16 protein-coding genes are annotated in these 17,670 nt (G+C 42.6%); 9 read left to right on the forward strand and 7 right to left on the reverse strand.

Translation table 11 applies throughout. The features are described 5' to 3' along the window. Nucleotides 1–339: 339 nt before the first annotated feature. Nucleotides 340–2,205 (reverse strand): glycoside hydrolase family 15 protein, encoded by a 1,866-nt coding sequence (locus GXP67_RS01485; RefSeq protein WP_162441526.1) that lies wholly within the window; start codon nt 2,203–2,205, stop codon nt 340–342. A gap of 248 nt (nt 2,206–2,453) precedes the next feature. Between GXP67_RS01485 and kaiC the strand changes: the two genes are divergently transcribed. The 6 genes from kaiC to GXP67_RS01515 are packed head-to-tail and all read left to right on the forward strand — an operon-like array spanning nt 2,454 to nt 8,463. Beyond that, complete coding sequence (gene kaiC, locus GXP67_RS01490; RefSeq protein WP_162441527.1) at nt 2,454–4,187, forward strand: circadian clock protein KaiC; 1,734 nt, start codon at nt 2,454–2,456, stop codon at nt 4,185–4,187. Nucleotides 4,188–4,201: 14 nt separating this feature from the next. Then, a complete protein-coding gene (gene kaiB, locus GXP67_RS01495; protein ID WP_232064866.1) occupies nt 4,202–4,513 on the forward strand; it encodes a circadian clock protein KaiB in 312 nt (103 codons plus the stop codon). A gap of 4 nt (nt 4,514–4,517) precedes the next feature. Further along, nucleotides 4,518–4,844, forward strand: a complete 327-nt coding sequence (locus tag GXP67_RS01500) for a circadian clock KaiB family protein (RefSeq protein WP_162441528.1) — start codon at nt 4,518–4,520, stop codon at nt 4,842–4,844. A 25-nt stretch (nt 4,845–4,869) separates the two neighbouring features. Then, nucleotides 4,870–6,621, forward strand: coding sequence for a PAS domain-containing sensor histidine kinase (locus GXP67_RS01505; protein ID WP_162441529.1), 1,752 nt, complete (start codon nt 4,870–4,872; stop codon nt 6,619–6,621). A gap of 24 nt (nt 6,622–6,645) precedes the next feature. Then, nucleotides 6,646–7,581 carry a polysaccharide deacetylase family protein gene (locus GXP67_RS01510; protein ID WP_162441530.1) on the forward strand — a complete coding sequence of 312 codons (936 nt, stop codon included), beginning with the start codon at nt 6,646–6,648 and terminating at the stop codon, nt 7,579–7,581. A gap of 30 nt (nt 7,582–7,611) precedes the next feature. Beyond that, nucleotides 7,612–8,463, forward strand: coding sequence for an SDR family oxidoreductase (locus GXP67_RS01515; protein WP_162441531.1), 852 nt, complete (start codon nt 7,612–7,614; stop codon nt 8,461–8,463). Between the two features lie 127 nt (nt 8,464–8,590). On the opposite strand, the gene GXP67_RS01520 is transcribed toward GXP67_RS01515, so the two are convergent. Together GXP67_RS01520 and fbp are read right to left on the reverse strand one after the other, a co-directional pair. Then, nucleotides 8,591–9,484 (reverse strand): sugar phosphate isomerase/epimerase family protein, encoded by an 894-nt coding sequence (locus GXP67_RS01520; RefSeq protein WP_162441532.1) that lies wholly within the window; start codon nt 9,482–9,484, stop codon nt 8,591–8,593. Nucleotides 9,485–9,541: 57 nt separating this feature from the next. Continuing rightward, on the reverse strand, nt 9,542–10,543 hold the full coding sequence (gene fbp / locus GXP67_RS01525) for a class 1 fructose-bisphosphatase (RefSeq protein ID WP_162441533.1): 1,002 nt from the start codon (nt 10,541–10,543) through the stop codon (nt 9,542–9,544). A gap of 314 nt (nt 10,544–10,857) precedes the next feature. Here fbp and GXP67_RS01530 point away from each other — a divergent pair, with 314 nt between their 5' ends. Next, nucleotides 10,858–11,772 (forward strand): tyrosine-type recombinase/integrase, encoded by a 915-nt coding sequence (locus tag GXP67_RS01530; RefSeq protein ID WP_162441534.1) that lies wholly within the window; start codon nt 10,858–10,860, stop codon nt 11,770–11,772. Continuing rightward, entirely contained in the window at nt 11,769–12,941 is a 1,173-nt protein-coding gene (locus tag GXP67_RS01535; protein ID WP_162441535.1) for an IS91 family transposase, read from the forward strand. Before GXP67_RS01530 ends, GXP67_RS01535 begins: the two co-directional genes overlap by 4 nt. A 279-nt stretch (nt 12,942–13,220) precedes the next feature. Here GXP67_RS01535 and GXP67_RS01540 read toward each other — a convergent pair whose 3' ends face one another. The 4 genes from GXP67_RS01540 to GXP67_RS01555 form a co-directional block, all read right to left on the reverse strand. Next, on the reverse strand, nt 13,221–14,063 hold the full coding sequence (locus GXP67_RS01540) for a hypothetical protein (RefSeq protein WP_162441536.1): 843 nt from the start codon (nt 14,061–14,063) through the stop codon (nt 13,221–13,223). Between the two features lie 136 nt (nt 14,064–14,199). Beyond that, the gene (locus GXP67_RS01545; protein ID WP_162441537.1) at nt 14,200–14,817 is read right to left on the reverse strand and encodes a hypothetical protein; all 618 of its coding nucleotides are present in this window, start codon (nt 14,815–14,817) and stop codon (nt 14,200–14,202) included. A 511-nt stretch (nt 14,818–15,328) separates the two neighbouring features. After that, complete coding sequence (locus tag GXP67_RS01550) at nt 15,329–15,913, reverse strand: LutC/YkgG family protein (protein WP_162441538.1); 585 nt, start codon at nt 15,911–15,913, stop codon at nt 15,329–15,331. Then, complete coding sequence (locus GXP67_RS01555) at nt 15,910–17,295, reverse strand: lactate utilization protein B (RefSeq protein WP_162441539.1); 1,386 nt, start codon at nt 17,293–17,295, stop codon at nt 15,910–15,912. The genes GXP67_RS01550 and GXP67_RS01555 overlap by 4 nt, the downstream gene beginning before the upstream one ends. A 152-nt stretch (nt 17,296–17,447) precedes the next feature. Here GXP67_RS01555 and GXP67_RS01560 point away from each other — a divergent pair, with 152 nt between their 5' ends. Beyond that, nucleotides 17,448–17,630 carry a hypothetical protein gene (locus GXP67_RS01560; protein WP_162441540.1) on the forward strand — a complete coding sequence of 61 codons (183 nt, stop codon included), beginning with the start codon at nt 17,448–17,450 and terminating at the stop codon, nt 17,628–17,630. Nucleotides 17,631–17,670 lie beyond the last annotated feature (40 nt).

The raw sequence follows: 17,670 nt of genomic DNA on the forward strand, positions 1-17,670 counted from the left end.
ATTATTCTGAAATAATAATTGGAAAAACAGACGTTGAAATCGAAAACTAAAACAATAATATAATGCTATTCCATGAGGGTGTGGATAAATGAAAAGCGGGTGCGCGTTGAATTGTGGGAGGAAGCATTTTTCATTTTGCCAGAACTACATTGGCTTGCTTCGGCTCTCGCCTCACAAGTGTTTTGTTACTTTAATTTTGTGCATGCAATAGAAAAGTAAGACGGCTTAAGTATCAGAAATCGGCATAATCAATAATTTCCAGTATAAATTTAAGAATACAAACAAAAGGTGGCATTTAAATAAATGAAAACGACTTACAGGAGATTTACTATTGACCTGCTACTTAGTTTCCTTATCCCTGGCTACATGCTCCTCTTCCCAGCCAGTGAGTTTTCTATCCAGTTCAAAAGCAGCACTGATTAAACCCAGGTGGGTAAATGCCTGCGGAAAATTGCCCAGATGTTCGCCCCGTAAACCCAGTTGTTCGGAAAACAGGCCCAGGTGATTGGCATAGCCCAGCATTTTTTCAAAATACAACCTGGCTTTTTCGATCTGCCCGGATCTGGCCAGGCATTCCACAAACCAGAACGAGCACATCGTAAAAGTGCCTTCTTCTCCATCCAGGCCATCTGTGGCTCCTTTGTCGGTACGGTAGCGGTATACCAGTGAATCGGATACCAGTTCTCTTTCTATGGCTTCGAGGGTGGAGAGCCATTTGGGTTCATAGGGGCTGATAAAACGCATTAATGGCATGAGCAAGGCAGCAGCATCCAGCACCGTAGAATCTTTGGATTGTACAAAGGCTTTTTTCTCCTCATTCCAGAAGTTGACAAAAATATCCTTATAGATCTCGTCCCGCACTTTTCGCCATTCATATACAGGAGAAGGAAAAGACCGGCTATCGGCAATACGGATGGCCCTGTCTAGAGCCACCCAGCACATGAGCCTTGATTGTAAGAATTCCCGCTTTTCATCCCTCACCTCCCAGATGCCATGATCAGGCAGTTGCCAGTTGCGGCACACATACTCAATCTGCGGCTCCATCTTTTGCCAGAATTCATAAGTAATAGGCCCGCCATATTTATTGAATAAGTAGATAGAGTCGATCAGTTCCCCATAAATATCCAGCTGCAATTGTTCAAAAGCGGCATTTCCGATGCGTACAGGCGATGATTTTCTATATCCTTCCAGATGAGATAATTCCTCCTCCTCAATAGAAAGATGGCCATCCAGGCCATACATCAACTGCAGGTACTGATCCCGATTAGTAATGGTGCCTAGCTCTTTTTCTATCCATTTCATAAAAGCATATGCTTCCTCCATCAGGCCAAGGCGTAAAAAGGCAAACATGGTAAAGGCTGCATCCCTGATCCAGGTGTAGCGATAATCCCAGTTGCGTTCTCCGCCAATTACAGATGGCAGGCTAAAAGTAGGAGCTGCCACCGCCGAGCCAAACTGGTAAGAGGTAAGGAGTTTGAGCGTAAGCGCTGAACGGTTTACCATTTCCAGCCACCGGCCACTATATTTGGATTTGCCTATCCAGCGTTTCCAGTAGTTGACGGTATCATTAAAGCTAGTTTCAGTATAATAACGAATACTTGCCTCTATTGTCCGGTGTTCTTCAGAGCTAAGGGCTTGCATCACAAAATGTGCTTTTTGCTTTTCACATAAGGTAAATTCTGCGATTACATCATCGCCCACGATCTGCAAAGGTACACTGCTAATAAGACGGATAGCAGTCTGCTCGGCATCCTGGCTTGTAAAAATCACTTCATGTTCAGTACCTGATACACTATGTTTGGCTCTGGCATAATCAAACCTGGGCTCACAGTGCATCCGGAAGCGCATATTCCCTCTGGTTGCGGTGATGCTTCTGACCAGGACACAATTTTTTTCTTTTGCTTTAACCGGCATAAAATCGGTTAATTCCGCTACCCCTTTATCCGATAAGAACCTGGTCAGCAGCACATTGGTATCCGGCAAGTAGAGTTGTTTGTAGTCCAGTTCATTCAATTCTGGCTGAATAGAGAAAAAGCCTCCTTTGGCATGGTCCAGGATAGAAGCAAATACCGTAGGAGAATCAAACCGGGTGAAACACATAAAATCGATGGAACCTTGCAACGACACCAGGGCTACGGTATGCAGATTTCCGATAATGCCATAATTGGCAATAGGTTGATAGGGTTGATTTGATTTTTCCTTCATAAGAGAACAAAAGAGATGCAAAGCGCTATATATGTCTACTTCCAGACATCGAGCTAATAATGCGTATACTTCATTTTGAGATAGTAAGTTTTTAAACACCTAAGAAAGTTAGAATCGTTGAAAAATACGTACCTGATCCAGGATAAAGCTTTATTTTAGTCATCTAAATCTATTGAAAAGCTACCCCTCTTTTACGCCAATTCATTCTCATACTTAAACATTTATCCTTTTCTATCGTAGGCTTTAGCATGAAAACAGATAAAGATAAGTCTACCCTTAGCTTACCTCAACTTACACTTGCTAAAACGCAGACAGGTATTGATGGCCTGGATGAAATCACGCAAGGAGGTTTGCCCAAAGGCCGTCCTACCCTGATTTGTGGAAGTGCCGGCTGTGGCAAAACATTAATGGCCATGGAATTTCTTGTAAATGGTGCCACCCTCTATAATGAGCCTGGTGTATTTATGGCATTTGAGGAAACGTCTGAGGAATTAGCTACAAATGTGGCTTCTCTTGGTTTTGATTTGAAAAAGCTAAGTGAAGAGAAAAAATTAAAAGTAGATTATGTATATGTAGAACGAAGCGAAATTGAGGAAACCGGTGAATATGACCTGGAAGGCCTTTTTATACGCCTGGGTTATGCCATTGATTCGATAGGAGCCAAACGGGTGGTGCTCGATACCATTGAATCACTTTTTTCCGGCTTATCTAATCCCTCTATTTTACGGGCAGAAATCCGGAGACTGTTCCGCTTTCTGAAAGAGAAAGGACTAACTGCCATTATCACCGGAGAAAGAGGCGATGCTACTCTCACCCGCCAGGGGCTGGAAGAATTTGTGTCTGATTGTGTAATACTGCTCGATCACCGCATTATCAATCAAATATCTACCAGAAGGCTACGGATCGTGAAGTACAGAGGCACTACTCATGGAACCAATGAATATCCTTTTTTGATAGATGAAGATGGGATTTCGGTGTTGCCAGTTACGTCCCTGGGACTGGCACATGAGGTATCCGATGAAATTATTTCTTCCGGTGTAAAAGGACTGGATGAAATGCTGGGCAAGGGAGGATTTTATAAAGGAAGCACTGTATTGATTACAGGCACCGCTGGAACCGCCAAAACTACTTTTGCTTCCTCATTTGCCTATGATACCTGTAAACGGAAGGAACGTTGTTTATTTTTCGCCTTTGAAGAATCTGAGCAGCAGTTATTACGGAACATGAAGCAGGTAGGCCTGGACCTGGAACCGTTTATAAAAAAAGGATTGCTACAAATCTACTCCTCCCGACCTACCCTGTATGGACTGGAAATGCACCTGGTTACTATTCATAAATTGATTAATAGCTTTAAACCAGATGTAGTCGTAATTGATCCGATGAGCAATCTGGTATCTGTAGGTGGGCTCACCGAAGTACAGGGCATGCTTACCAGGCTTATTGATTTTTTGAAAGTGAATAAAATTACTGCCCTGCTCACCGCTTTAACTATTCCTACCGGTAACAGTTTAGAACTCACGGAAGAAGGTATATCCTCCCTGGTAGATTCCTGGGTACTGGTACGGGATGTGGAAGGAATCGGCGAGCGTAACCGGGGAATATTTGTGATCAAATCCCGAGGCATGCAGCATTCTAACCAGGTACGGGAGTTTGTTATTACAGACCAGGGTATCAGATTACTGGATGTAAACATTGGTCCTACTGGTATATTGACTGGTTCGGCCAGGCTGGCTTATCAAATGCAGCAAACTACGAGTGCAGCGGCCAAGCAGAATGAGATCGATAAAAAAGACAGGGAGCTTGCCCGTAAGCGAAAAATCCTGGAAGCCTCCATCGAAAATATGCGCACAGAATTTGAATCTATTGAGGAAGACCTCAGGCAGATTCACGCTCAGGAACTTTTCCAGCAAAATTTACCTGCAACTGATTCCATTCTAACAAAATCTGGTAACGGTTCAGGTAAAAAGAAAACAAAAAGATAACCTAACAAATGCACATGATACACAACATGGAACCGAAAGAAGAAACCTGGGAATTACGACTCTATGTAGCCGGACAAACCCCTAAATCTGTTACGGCTATTTCTAATTTAAAAAAATATTGTGAAGAACACCTTAAAGGCAGATATCAACTGGAAGTAATAGACCTGCTGAAACATCCGCAGCTGGCCGAAGGCGATCAGATTCTCGCCATTCCGACACTGGTGCGGAAAGTACCTGAGCCGATCAGAAAAATAATCGGCGACTTATCAAATCAGGAACGGGTACTGGTAGGATTAGATATAAAGCCGCTCGAACCTAAAATATGAAATAATGGATCAACACGAACCAGAAGGATTTGAAGAGTCATTAGGTAATTCAGCACAAGATATATATATTCTCCGTTTATACATCACCGGCATGACGCCCAATTCCAAACGGGCTGTAGAAAATGTAAAACAGATTTGTGAACAGTATCTGCCAGGAAGGTATGAACTGGAAGTGATTGATATTTACCAGCAGCCGACACTTGCCCAGCAAGAACAGATTATTGCGGCTCCCACACTTATTAAAAAACTTCCGGGTCCGTTACGTAGATTAATTGGAGATATGTCTAACACAGAAAAAGTGCTGATTGGCCTTGATTTAAAATCTAAATAGATCTTTGCATCCTGAAAGATGAGATATGTCAGAAAAAGAGTTTGGTCCTAGAGATAATGATAAGCGGCTGCTACAGGAGAATATGGAACTCCGGAGAAAGTTGCAGGAATCTGAGGAAATTCTTGAAGCCATCCGGATGGGTACCGTTGATGCACTCACGATCCAGGGTCCGGATGGCCCCCAGATTTATACTATTAAAGGAGCCGATCATACCTACCGGATTCTCATAGAAGAAATGAATGAGGGCGCACTTACCCTCAACCAGGCTGGTGTGATCCTGTACAGCAATTCGCATTTTGCTACCCTCATCAATTTACCTTTAGAAAAGGTAATTGGCGGTTCGTTCTATACTTTTCTACAGCCGGAAGACCATACCCGGTTTCAATACCTGTTTTCACAAGGGTGGAATAAAAACAGCAAAGGAGATTTTTTTTTCCGGACGGATCATGGGGATTTACTGCCGTTTTTACTTTCTATAAATGCACTTCCCGGCAGCGATCCACCCGCTCTGGGAATGATTGTTACAGACTTATCGGCCGAAAAAGAGATTCTGGCTGTAAAAACACAGGTAGAACTCCAAACCCAGATTATTTCCAGAAAAGAGGAGGAATTGCTGAATGAAAAGCAGACCAAAGAAGAAGCACAGCGTTTCCGGATTGTATTAGAAGGTATTCCTCAGATCGCCTGGACCTCCACACCGGATGGGCTGATTAATTATGCCAATCTGTTCTGGCACCAGTATACCGGACTTTCTGAACAGGAAACCAAAGGCAATGCCTGGTTGCAGGCCTTGTATCCCCCGGATGTAGAAGGAACGCTGGCATATTTTAATGCGTGTTTACAAACAGGCGAGCAAATTAATTTTGAAAGCCGTTTCAAAAGAGCCTCCGATGGAATGTACAGGTGGCACGTCATAAAAGCATCGCCGGTACGAAATTTGGCTGGCGAGATCATTCTATGGGTCGGAACCTGTACTGATATTCATGACCAGAAAGAGTATACAGAAAAACTAGCCCTGGCTAAACAAAACTTAGTTGAATTAAATGATCAGTTAACGGAGAAGAATGAACAACTTATCCGTACGAATAACGACCTGGACACCTTCATCTATACCGCCTCGCATGATCTGAAAGCGCCGGTAGTAAATATTGAAGGTCTGATCAAAAACCTGGAAAGAAAACTGGAACGGGAAAAAGTATTAAAAGAAAACGATCAGCTGCTCATCGAAATGATTTATCATTCTATCCTCCGGTTTAAGGCTACCATTCAGGACCTAGCTGAGATAGTGAAGATTCAGAAAACCTTTAAGGAAGACGCGGCGATAGTAAGTATTGAAGAGATTATAGCAGATGTGAAAGAAAGTATCGGCGAAATGCTGATACAAACGAATGCAAAAATTATTCTGGATGTAGCCCGGGTGCCACAGTTACATATTTCCCGCAACAACCTAAAAAGTATTATGTATAACCTGATCAGCAATGCCGTGAAATACCGTTCTAAAGAGCGGGTGCCGGAGATCATCATATGCACAGAAAAAGTAGATCAGTTCGTATGTATGACCATACAGGATAACGGTCTGGGAATGGAACTACCGGATAAAGATAAGATATTTTTAATGTTTAAAAGACTCCATGATCATGTGGAAGGAACTGGTGTAGGCCTCTATATTGTAAAGAAAATTATTGATAATATGGGAGGCAAGATTGAAGTAGAAAGTCAGGTAGGGAAAGGCTCTATCTTTAAAATCTATTTTAATACTGCTCAGAATCTTGACTAGCGTATATCTCACCTGTCCAATATTATGAAACAACTATTTACTTATCCGCTCCAGGGCATTCTCAGCGCTGTATTTATCAGTCTGATTGGTATTGGTTTATGGTCGTATGTAGGAAACAAAGAACTACTATTTACCCGCCAAGCAACCGGGAATACAGGAATTGCCCATCAGCAGAAGCCTGCCCGGCTGATCATCCGCGGTGATGATATGGGGTATACACATTCCGGAAATCTGGCAATTATGAAAGCGTATAAAGAAGGAATTGAGAAATCAATTGAAGTAATTGTTCCTTCTCCCTGGTTCCCGGAAGCGGTAAAAATGCTCGGACAGATTCCTGATGCCGATGTTGGTATCCACCTTGCCCTTACCAGCGAGTGGGATCATGTAAAGTGGCGGCCTCTTACAGATTGTCCGAGCCTGCGCGATGAAGATGGCTATTTCTACCCTATGATCCAGAAAAATAAAAATTACCCAGGCCGGGCACTTACCGAAAATCAATGGAAAATCGAAGACGTGGAGAAAGAATTCCGGGCGCAAATCGAGCTGGCGCTAAAGAAAATCCCGCGTATCAGTCATGTTTCAGCACACATGGGCTGTTCCAATATTAGTCCGCAGGTGAAAGAACTAACCCGTAAACTTGCCCGGGAATACAAAATTGATATCGATCCGGCTTCGCTTGGCGTAACATCTATCAGTTATGCAGGACCGCAGCTCACCCGTGCGGAAAAGGAAAGCAGTTTTATTAATATGCTGGGCCAGCTGAAAGCCGGAGAAACGTATTTATTCGTAGAGCATCCTGGATTTGACGATGCTGAATTGCGTGCTGTCCATCATATAGGTTACGAAAATGTTGCCGATGACCGCCAGGGAGTTACTGATATGTGGACGAGTGAAAAGGTAAAAGCAGAGATCAAAAAAAGAAACATACAAATTATCAGTTACAAAGACCTGCTGAAATAGAGTGTGTTATTTTTTCCAAATACACCATATATGAACAAAATACTGATCACTGGCGCTACAGGGCATATCGGGAACAGGGTGGCTCATCTGTTAAAACAAGATACCAGCATTCGGCTCATGACCCGAACGCCTGAAAAACTATCGGGGTTCGGACAGGCAGAAAAAATTCAAGCTGAATATGGGGACAAAGCTAGTTTGACAGCGGCTTTCAAAGATATTGATACTGCTTTCATTGTTTCTGGCTATGCCGCCCCTGGTCAACGGGCATTGTTGCATAAAAATGCCATAGATAGTGCCCAACAGGCAGGCGTAAGTCATATCGTGTATCTTTCTTTTCAAGGCGCTTCTGCCCAGAGTAAATTTCCTATGTCCAGAGATCATTTTCAGACCGAGGAATTCATCAGGCAAAGCGGTTTAGCCTGTACCATTCTGAGAGATAGCTTTTATATGGATCTGATCCCTGAAATGTTTGGAGAAAACCGGCTGATGCGTGGACCGGGAGGCGATGGAAAAGTTGCCTGGGTAGCCAGAGAAGACGTGGCCAGAACTATAGCCGCTGTACTCAGTAATCCTTCTGCTTACCCAGGTACTTTTAATCTTACTGGCCGGGAAGCACTATCACTTACCGAAACAGCAGGGCGCTTATCCAAATTAACTGGAAAAAAATACACCTATCAGCAGGAGTCAGTAGAGGAGGGTATGCTATGGCGTAATCAACTCGGTGCCCCTGCCTGGGAAGTAGATACCTGGATTGGCTCATATGTAGCGATAGCTGCCGGAGAAGTAGCTTCAGTAAGCAAGGCAGTGTATGAAATTACACATCAACACCCTTTTACTCTGGAAGAATACGTTAGCCAACATCCGGAGATTTTTCACCCATAGAAGAGAGATTTATAAATTCTAAGCTAAGGAACACTTCCTTTATAAAAAGACAGTTCCGGACTACAAATAAAAGGCAAGTGATTCATTAAATCACTTGCCTTGAATGAAGTCAATGTATAATGCTATGCTATTGCAAGCGGTTTACCTGGTCGTTATAATATTTTACGGTTTGAATGACAGAGGGCAGGTTGCTTGGCAGGTCTTCGGCATCCCGTTCAATATAAATATGGCCATTGAAGTTCTGCTTTTTTAACTCATCAAAAACTGCCGGGAAATCAACTACGCCAGTTCCTACTGGCACATCTACTAGTTTAGGATTGTTGAAGGCAGCAATATCTTTCAAATGAACCCCGATAATATGACCACTTAGTTTTTTTACCGCATCTACCGGATTGATGCCACTTTTAGGCCAGTGACCCAGGTCGGCACAAGCGCCAAAATTCGGATGGTCTTTGATGGCGGCTAATACAGAATCAGGATGCCAGTACTGGCTGGTTCCTTTCCAGTGTTCATGAATGGCTACTTTCATTCCATACGCTCCGGCAAGGCTATCTACACTATCCCACATTTTGGTTGGTGGCTCAGCGGTTACAAATTTCGCCCCCAGTTGTTTGGCAATCTCAAACTGCTTTTTCCAGGATAGAACCGTAGAATCTCCTACAATATAAACGGATTCTGCTTTTAATCCCTTCTGATCTATCATTGTTCGGAGTTTGGCAATACCTGATGGCGAAAGCTGTAAAATGAGAGAGTCTTTTAATTCAGGACCAGTTTTATGAAAGGTATTAGGCTCAATATAGGTCAGGTCAGCACTATCCACTTTTGCCAAGGCATCCGGAAAATTAAACGTGTGAAAGGTCCATAAGGCGACACCGAATTTCCAGTCATTGGCTACATTTTGGGTTGCGGCAGGTGTTGAACTACTATCTGCTGAAGCAGTATCCTGGGTCGTATTTTTTTCATTGTTACAGGCTGTAAAAGCGAGCACAGCACATAAGCAGGCAATTAATAGTGTTTTCATTTAGTGTAAGGATAAAAGTTTAGGTACGGGGAATTGAATAAAATTACGTATTTACCATCAACTGGCATCAGCAAAACATAAAGAATATATATCTTCCACCATTTTAGTAGAACCAATATACAGCGGGGAGCGCTGGTGAAGGGAAGATGGCATTATATCCAGAATACGTCCTTTTCCATCACAGGCGATTCCTCCAGCTTGTTCAATGATAAAAGCTAAGGGAAAACATTCATACAACAAACGAAGTTTGCCAGTTGGGTTTTTAGTAGTAGAAGGATATAAATACACTCCTCCTTTGAGCAGGTTTCTGTGAAAATCAGCTACCAGTGAGCCAATATACCTGCCTGTCAATCGCTGTCCTTTACACTTATGCAAATACTGTTGAATGGAAGCCGGAAAATCATCCATATTGCCTTCATTACAAGAATATGTATCTCCCATAGCTGCCGTTTTGACCTGAGGATGGGAAAGGAAAAATTCTCCCAGCGAATAATCATAGGTAAAGCCATTCACGCCCCTGCCGGTGGTATAGACCAGCATCGTGGAAGAACCATACAGAATATAGCCTGCTGCTACCTGCATCCTTCCCTTTTGTAAGGCATCGTTAATATTGGGTTCGGTTCCCATCGGAGTCAGCCTTCGGTAAATAGAAAAGATGGTTCCTACCGATACATTGGAATCTATGTTAGACGAACCATCCAGCGGATCAATGGCTACTACATATTTTGCTTTGTTATTTCCTGTAGCAAGCAACTCCGGATCTTCTTCAGAAATAATAGCACAGACTTCTCCCCCATTTTTTAAAGCCCGGATAAAACGGATATTAGCTATTACATCGAGTTTCATCTGCTGTTCGCCCTGGATGTTCTGGGAGCCAAACTGACCGCTGATATCGGCCAGACCTCCCCGGTTAATATCGCGGTTTACAATCTTTCCGGCCAGGGCAATGTCGCGGAGAAGCTGGGAAAGTTCACCGGTAGCAAAGGGAAAATCGGCCTCATTTCGCATAATGAATCGGTCGAGGGTAATGCCGACAGGCAGGGCTAGTTGATCGTTCATAGGAGTGGTTGTTATAGGATTGAAAGAATCAGATATAAATATTCTTACAAAAAATCAGCCTTGCACTTTGCAGGATTGTTACATCCAATTCCATATATGTTCCCGGACTTTAGCTGTTTAGGCTACATATCTTTCTTATTCCTCGTTAAGTTAACTAAAATGAACATAAACTTACGATGCCAAGCCCTCTTGCATCAGCCTTGTGTGCTTGGTGGACTGGGAAGCGTATAAATCCGATGTTGCACTAAACCTACGGTAGCCTGTTGGTAGGTGGGAATAGTTATAGGAGTATGTTTCACCAAACTCTTACCACTATGTCAACACCAAACACTAACACCCACCCTACTTTTATCCAACAGGCTTGCCTGAAGGTAAGCGGATTTTCTCTCCTTTACAACAAGCTGGAAAGGGATATCTCCCTGTCTGGCAGAAGTCTGAGCACGTTAAAAAACTACTCCCGCCACATGGCTCAGATTGCTCTCTACTACAATCAGTTGCCTACCGAACTAGACGAAGATCAGGTCAGAGATTACCTGTGGATGCTGCAGAAGAAAACGAACAAGCCTTCTAAAAGCTCTTTCAAACATGCTGTCTATGGCCTGCGCCTGCTCTACCGGCTTACCGGCAGAGATGACCGGGCTATCCGCCTACCTTCCATCCCTAAAGTACACAAACTGCCAGCGGTCCTCAGTAAGCAGGAAGTCAAAGCTCTGCTCAAAGCACCCCGTCTGTTAAAGCACCGGGTGCTGCTGGCCTTAATCTATTCAGCAGGCCTTCGCATGCAGGAAGTATGCCGGCTTGAGATCTCAGATTTAGATTTTGACCGCATGCAGATCCACATTCGCCAAAGCAAAGGAAGAAAAGACCGCTATGTACCCCTCTCCCAGCTGATGAAAAGAGGACTGCTCTCCTACCTGTCTGCCTGCAAACCCCACTACTACCTCTTCAATGGCAAGGAATATGGCTCGCAGCTCAGCCGCAAAGGCGTGCAATGGCTCATGCAGGATGCAGTTAGTAAAGCGGGCATCAAAAAGAAAGGCATCTGTGTACATACCCTGCGCCATTCCTATGCCACCCATCTGCTAGAAGATGGATTGGATATTGTCTCCATCAAAGAACTTTTAGGCCATAGCTTCCTGGAAACTACCCTTGTATATCTGCACATGGCAGGACTTGGCAGAAAAGCTCCTTTCTCTCCTCTAGATACCCTCTATACAAAGGAGGCATGAAGCCTGCCCTAGAGTTAGCCCATATACTGTCGGCTCACTTACATGAGTTTATGGCCACGCATGCAGTCTCTGCTCACAAGTTCTCCACCCTAAAGGCGATTGAGCATTGCCGTACTGCCAGACTAGGCGGCCATATAGATGCCTGTGATAGTTGTGGCTACCTGCGTATTAGCTACAACAGCTGCCGCAACAGACACTGCCCTAAGTGTCAGACTACCAATCGTGAAAAGTGGATTATGCAAAGGGAGGCAGACCTGTTACCGGTCAGCTACTTTCATGTGGTCTTCACCTTGCCCCACTCCCTTAATCTATTGTGCCTGCAGTATCCCCAAGAACTCTATGCTTTGCTCTTCAAGACAGCCTGGTCTACGATCAACAGCTTTGCCAATAATCCCAAGCATCTGGGTGCTAAAACAGGTATGATCTCCATTCTGCACACCTGGGGACAGAACCTCTCACTGCATCCACATCTGCATTGTATTGTGCCGGGTGGAGGGATCTCTGGGAGTGGCCACTGGAAAAAGGCCAGAAGTACAGGTAAATATCTTTTCCCGGTCAAAGCACTCAGTAAAGTGTTCCGTGCTCGCTATGTCTCACTACTGAGAAGCTTTCTTTCTGCTAATAAAGCACAGGTGGATAATGGGCTATGGAAAGAGTTATTTGCCAAAGACTGGGTGGTATACTGTAAAAGGCCTTTCTTAGGTCCTGCTCAGGTGATTGAATATCTGGGACGTTACACCCACAAAGTAGCTATCTCCAATCACCGCCTCCAAAGTATAGAGGATGGCAAGGTGAGCTTCGCTTACAAAGATTACCGGCAAGAAGCAGCAAAGAAAACCATGAGTTTGGAGGCTACTGAGTTCATCAGGCGTTTCAGCCTGCACATTCTGCCACCAAAGTTTGTCCGCATCCGCCACTATGGCATTTTGTCTTCCAAAGCAAAAGCCCATGATTTAGCACTGGCCAGACAAGATTTGAGAGTAGCTACGCCGGAAAAAAGAGTGTCGGACTGGAAAAGCATCTGCAAAGAACGCTTAGGCTATGATATAGACCTGTGTCCTTGCTGCAGCAAAGGCCGCATGAGAGAAATCTTGCGCTTTGAAGCAGCCCGTTCCCCACCTGATAGGGCTTACCTGCTATCGATAGCTTTACACTTGAAAACTGCCTGAGTAGAATAAAAAAGCCACTCAAAAAATTGGCCGGGAAAGTTATTGCCCATGTTGGAATATAGTCACCTTACTTGGAGCCAACACGGCTGCTCAGTTTACAAATAGTGAGATCTTTTCTCTTCCTTTTTTTACACTATCTTCTTTTAGTGTACTACCGCTTCACCCAGAAGCTTCTTCTCTATTGATTGATTCCCCATAAATAAGGGCAGGTTAAACCACCCGGTTTCGTGCAACACAGGGTTCATGGTGGGTTAAGACCACCCCATGAACCCTTATATGTTATGTCTCGTTTTTCTTCTTTTCTGATAGAAGGTATTCTCTGGGTTCAAAATCTTTTTTCCTCAATAATTCTTGAGGTATCATTAACTGACCTTTATTTACTTGCCCTTGTATTGAGTTAGAGTAATAAATCTTTCCTTCGCTAAAGAATTTGATCCGTATCTCGGTATTGAAATCACCTCGAAAAACGGGTGTTTTACTCATCAACCCACAGTTAGCTAATATTGCTATGGACTGAATACCGCTATCACAGAAAGGAATCTCCTTATTACCTCTCCAGTATTCTAGTTCTCTCCATACCCCTTGCTCGTCTTTCGCCTGTTGGACCATAAAAAGTCTGGCCCCTTCACATTCTAAAGTGAGTAGTGAATCTGTCATGTTTTTGACCAATACCGGATAAGCCTGAAATAAAATTGAATCTTCACCTATCATTTGATGGTTCTTTGTTACTATATGAGTTTGGGAAATAATAACTTTCAACTTTCCACTTATATCTTCCTTTTGGGTCCTGAGCCTATCGGTAGTTTCCATAGGTGGTGGTGGCGGCGGACTTTCAGGAAGAGCTAGCTTTTTTTCAACATATTCATTAATGAAGTATAATAAAAACAATGAATCTATGTGTTTACATAGCTCCTCTGATTGAAGAACATGAATAGAATCTTTTTCTATATCAAAGTAAGCTTCTATGGTTGAGCTTGAATTTGTCATCGAATCAATATCAAGCCTTAAATTCACTTTCCTCAAATTATCAACAATATAAGGCTTCTCTTCTTGGCTATGTTGTTGCTTACAACCATAGAAAAGAATTATAATAGCCAATATAATTTGTAATTTGATAATCATTTTAAATGAGACATAACGTAGCAAGTACAGCCATCAACCATAGCCATTTAGCATTTGCTTTACACATGGCGGTTTGGTTGTCGGCTGTACAGTGTTACATGCTATTTTTTACAATAATTTCCACTATGTATTGAGTTTACTTAAAAATATCTCCAATTCTCTTTTCTGTATAGTCCTGTAAAGAAAATCCATATCTTTTTCTAAGTCTATTTAATTCAATATACGCACCTGAATTTTCGTAATTACTAATTTGATTTTTAATTGACAGTACATATTCTAATAAATAATTATAATAATCAACTTCTGCTTTTTTAAAGTCTATACTCTTCAGGTTATGATCAGTAATTAAATATATTCCTGACTTCATCACTAAAGAATCGATTCTGTATGGTTTGCTTATCCCAAGATCGGTTTTTAAAATTAGTGTCATTGTATCATTCCTATGAATAAATTTCCTTAACAAGTCATTATAAACGACAACACCCGAACCATCATAAAATTTAGTTTTGTCATTATATGTATGCTCTTTGGGGATATTAGAATTTGTGCAAGATGTTTGGTCATCTCTGTTTAACTCTCCCAGCATCTTAAAATTTTTACAAAAGTTCTCGTATTCAACAATGTGACCATTGTTATCAAATAATCTGAATTGAAAACCAACTACATAAGAAGGCTGTCCATTTGAAACTGATGATAAGAAATTTGAAATAATTAAAATTAACGCAAATCGTAATAAATTTTGTTTCACTCTCATTTGTCTACCATTGAAAAAGTATTTATGTGATTCTATAATATTGCAGACAATGAATCAAATATTTACGCAACTATTGCCTAAGCTAGGGTCTGTATTCTGCTGGCATAGTTGTCGTTTAAATATGGTGTTATACCTTGTTATTTATTCATCATCTACTTATAACCTTCAATCTGGCTTTATTAAAGGGAGTGGTATCCATGGTAAAATAAAAAAAATGAAATTTATTATAAATGAAAATATTAAAGGTAAAATCATAATAACTTTGACTACAAATGAGAGTTTGCGGTAAAAGTAGAAACATACAAAGGATAAACAGAAATTTGTCCAACGCATTAACACAAACATGTTATCATCAATTGGAGTGTGTGGATTGAAAAAAAGATCTAATGGCCAATATAAACTTAGATAAGCTATGAATAGAATAATCAAAGTATTCATTATTTTCTTATTCATAATCCTTTCTATGATAAGTTATAACAAATATATACACACAACCAGCTTACATTTCTCCTTACAAAGACTTTATCAGCACAGTCATGCTTTTGGGGCCATGGGCACCTAATACCAGAGACTGCTCTATATCGGCTGTTTTGGACGGACCCGCAATGAAAACACCAAATCCATATTCGGCTGAACCAATCCGGTTATACGCCTCATGCATGGTAGGCACGATGGTATTCACATCCAGAATCGCCACTAAATGTTCACATATAAAAGGCAATACCCGTATTTTCAGGTCGTCTTCCGTCACCCAGATCGCCCCATTTTCAGCCACCCCAAACTGTGCATTAATAATGGCCACATCTACATCCTGCAGGGAATGATGCACAATTGTCAGGTGTTCTTTCAGGTAATGGATTTCCATGGATTCATCCACCGAAACCACCCTTCGGGCTTCCGGAAAAATCGTTGAAATTACCGCAAGTACATCTTCTCCCTCTTTCAGCATATACGCTTTTCCGCCAATTCCTTCCAGGGTGGCACTAAACTTTTCTATATCACCCTTTCTGGCTGAAGTATACTCTTTCTCCGGCAAAGGAAGCGCTGCTGGCTGGTTTCGTTTTACAGCGGCTAATATGGCGTTACGGCTACTCATTTTTTCTTTCTGTTTTTCTGATACCACTCTGTAAACGATTCTTTGGGAGGTTCCGGCATTTCCCTCTCTTTAAACCAGGGATTAAATTGATTACTTACCATAAAAGGCATCAGTTTCATGGCCCATCTGCCTGCTTTTCCGGCAACTTTAAATAAGCCCGGATTCGACAAAGTAGTAGCCATGGCTCTCATGGCAACCGTTTTGGCTGCAGGCTGATGGCCTTCTTCAGTCAATACCTGCCGCCACTGATAGAGCTGCTCGTGAATATTGATCTTAACCGGACATACATTGCTGCAGGAACCACACAAGGTAGAAGCAAAAGGCAGGTCTTTGTTCTGCCGCATATCCAGGTTAGGCGCTAAAATAGAACCAATCGGTCCGGCAATGGCATTGTGGTAACTGTGTCCGCCACTTCTGCGGTATACCGGACAAGTATTGAAGCAGGCACCACAACGGATACATTTGAGTGAATTCCTGAAATCTTCCCGACCCAGTTGTGTACTCCGTCCATTATCCACCAGTATAATGTGCAACTGCTTGCCCTCTTTGGGCTTTTTGAAATGACTGGAATACGTAGTGATCGGTTGTCCGGTAGCACTCCTGGCTAAGAGGCGGAGAAAAACACCTAAATGTTTGCGTTTGGGAATCAGTTTTTCTATACCCATGCAGGCAATATGTACGTCGGCCAGATGAGCGCCCATATCGGCATTACCCTCATTAGTACATACTACAAATTCACCGGTTTCGGCAATAGCAAAGTTTACCCCGGTAATGGCAATCCTCCGGGTTAAAAACTTTTCCCGTAAATGCACCCTGGCTGTATTCGTCAGGAAAGCCGGATCAATTACGCCTTCCGGTGAACCTAGATGCCTGTGAAACAACTCTCCGATTTCTTCTTTTTTCCAGTGAATACAAGGCAGTACAATATGGCTAGGGGTTTCATCTGCCAGTTGCACAATACGTTCACCCAGGTCGGTATCAATTACATCTATTCCCTGATGTTTCAGATATTCATTCAGGTGGCATTCCTCAGTAAGCATCGATTTGCTTTTTACAATCTGCTGAATCTTATGCTCCGTAAGAATGCTGTTTACAATCTGGTTATGTTCTTTGGCATCGGCTGCCCAGTGCACGGTAATACCATTTGCCTGTGCATTCTTTTCAAACTCGGTTAAATACTCGCTCAGGTTGGATAAAGTATGTGCTTTAATTTTGGAGGCTTCTTCCCGCAAGGGTTCCCACTCCTCCCCCAGCGACCAGGCCGCTTTATCCCGCTTCTGGCGAATCCACCATAACGTCCGGTCATGCCAGTTTACACGCTCCTCATCTTTGTTGAACTTTTCTGCTAATGCTGCATGATCTTTTCCTGCTGCCTGACTCATGTAAAGAAAATTTAACTTGTCAATATAGTTTAATGTAAAGACTCCTCTTTCCTAAAAACGAAAGCACGAAGATTTACGGCTCTTAAAATCACTTTAAAAATTATTAAATATGCCAATTTCTAATTCGTAGGCCGTCTTTACTTTTATTTTGCTTGCCCAAAAGAGGGCAAAGCGAGAGCTTTGAGCCAGCTTGTGTGCCAGTAACAAAACAAAAGGGCAGCACCAACAAAGCCTGTTTTACGCTGGAATGGCTGATAGTCGCACAAACCTCCGGCTTACCCACAGGCCAAAACCGGCCACACTGTTTCTGCACCACCCTCGGCACTCTTTCATAATCTATACATATTTAGGAATTGGTTGCAATGACTTTACTTG

It is taken from the genome of Rhodocytophaga rosea (assembly GCF_010119975.1).
Classification (GTDB): domain Bacteria; phylum Bacteroidota; class Bacteroidia; order Cytophagales; family 172606-1; genus Rhodocytophaga; species Rhodocytophaga rosea.

Bases quoted from the DNA above. Each gene is read 5' to 3' on its own strand.
- GXP67_RS01485 (WP_162441526.1), bottom strand. From the start codon at position 2,205: ATGAAGGAAAAATCAAATCAACCCTATCAACCTATTGCCAATTATGGC.
- GXP67_RS01505 (WP_162441529.1), top strand. From the start codon at position 4,870: ATGTCAGAAAAAGAGTTTGGTCCTAGAGATAATGATAAGCGGCTGCTA.
- GXP67_RS01520 (WP_162441532.1), bottom strand. From the start codon at position 9,484: ATGAAAACACTATTAATTGCCTGCTTATGTGCTGTGCTCGCTTTTACA.
- GXP67_RS01530 (WP_162441534.1), top strand. From the start codon at position 10,858: ATGTCAACACCAAACACTAACACCCACCCTACTTTTATCCAACAGGCT.
- GXP67_RS01545 (WP_162441537.1), bottom strand. From the start codon at position 14,817: ATGAGAGTGAAACAAAATTTATTACGATTTGCGTTAATTTTAATTATT.
- GXP67_RS01510 (WP_162441530.1), top strand. From the start codon at position 6,646: ATGAAACAACTATTTACTTATCCGCTCCAGGGCATTCTCAGCGCTGTA.
- GXP67_RS01550 (WP_162441538.1), bottom strand. From the start codon at position 15,913: ATGAGTAGCCGTAACGCCATATTAGCCGCTGTAAAACGAAACCAGCCA.
- fbp (WP_162441533.1), bottom strand. From the start codon at position 10,543: ATGAACGATCAACTAGCCCTGCCTGTCGGCATTACCCTCGACCGATTC.
- GXP67_RS01535 (WP_162441535.1), top strand. From the start codon at position 11,769: ATGAAGCCTGCCCTAGAGTTAGCCCATATACTGTCGGCTCACTTACAT.
- kaiB (WP_232064866.1), top strand. From the start codon at position 4,202: ATGATACACAACATGGAACCGAAAGAAGAAACCTGGGAATTACGACTC.
- GXP67_RS01555 (WP_162441539.1), bottom strand. From the start codon at position 17,295: ATGAGTCAGGCAGCAGGAAAAGATCATGCAGCATTAGCAGAAAAGTTC.
- GXP67_RS01515 (WP_162441531.1), top strand. From the start codon at position 7,612: ATGAACAAAATACTGATCACTGGCGCTACAGGGCATATCGGGAACAGG.
- GXP67_RS01500 (WP_162441528.1), top strand. From the start codon at position 4,518: ATGGATCAACACGAACCAGAAGGATTTGAAGAGTCATTAGGTAATTCA.
- kaiC (WP_162441527.1), top strand. From the start codon at position 2,454: ATGAAAACAGATAAAGATAAGTCTACCCTTAGCTTACCTCAACTTACA.
- GXP67_RS01540 (WP_162441536.1), bottom strand. From the start codon at position 14,063: ATGATTATCAAATTACAAATTATATTGGCTATTATAATTCTTTTCTAT.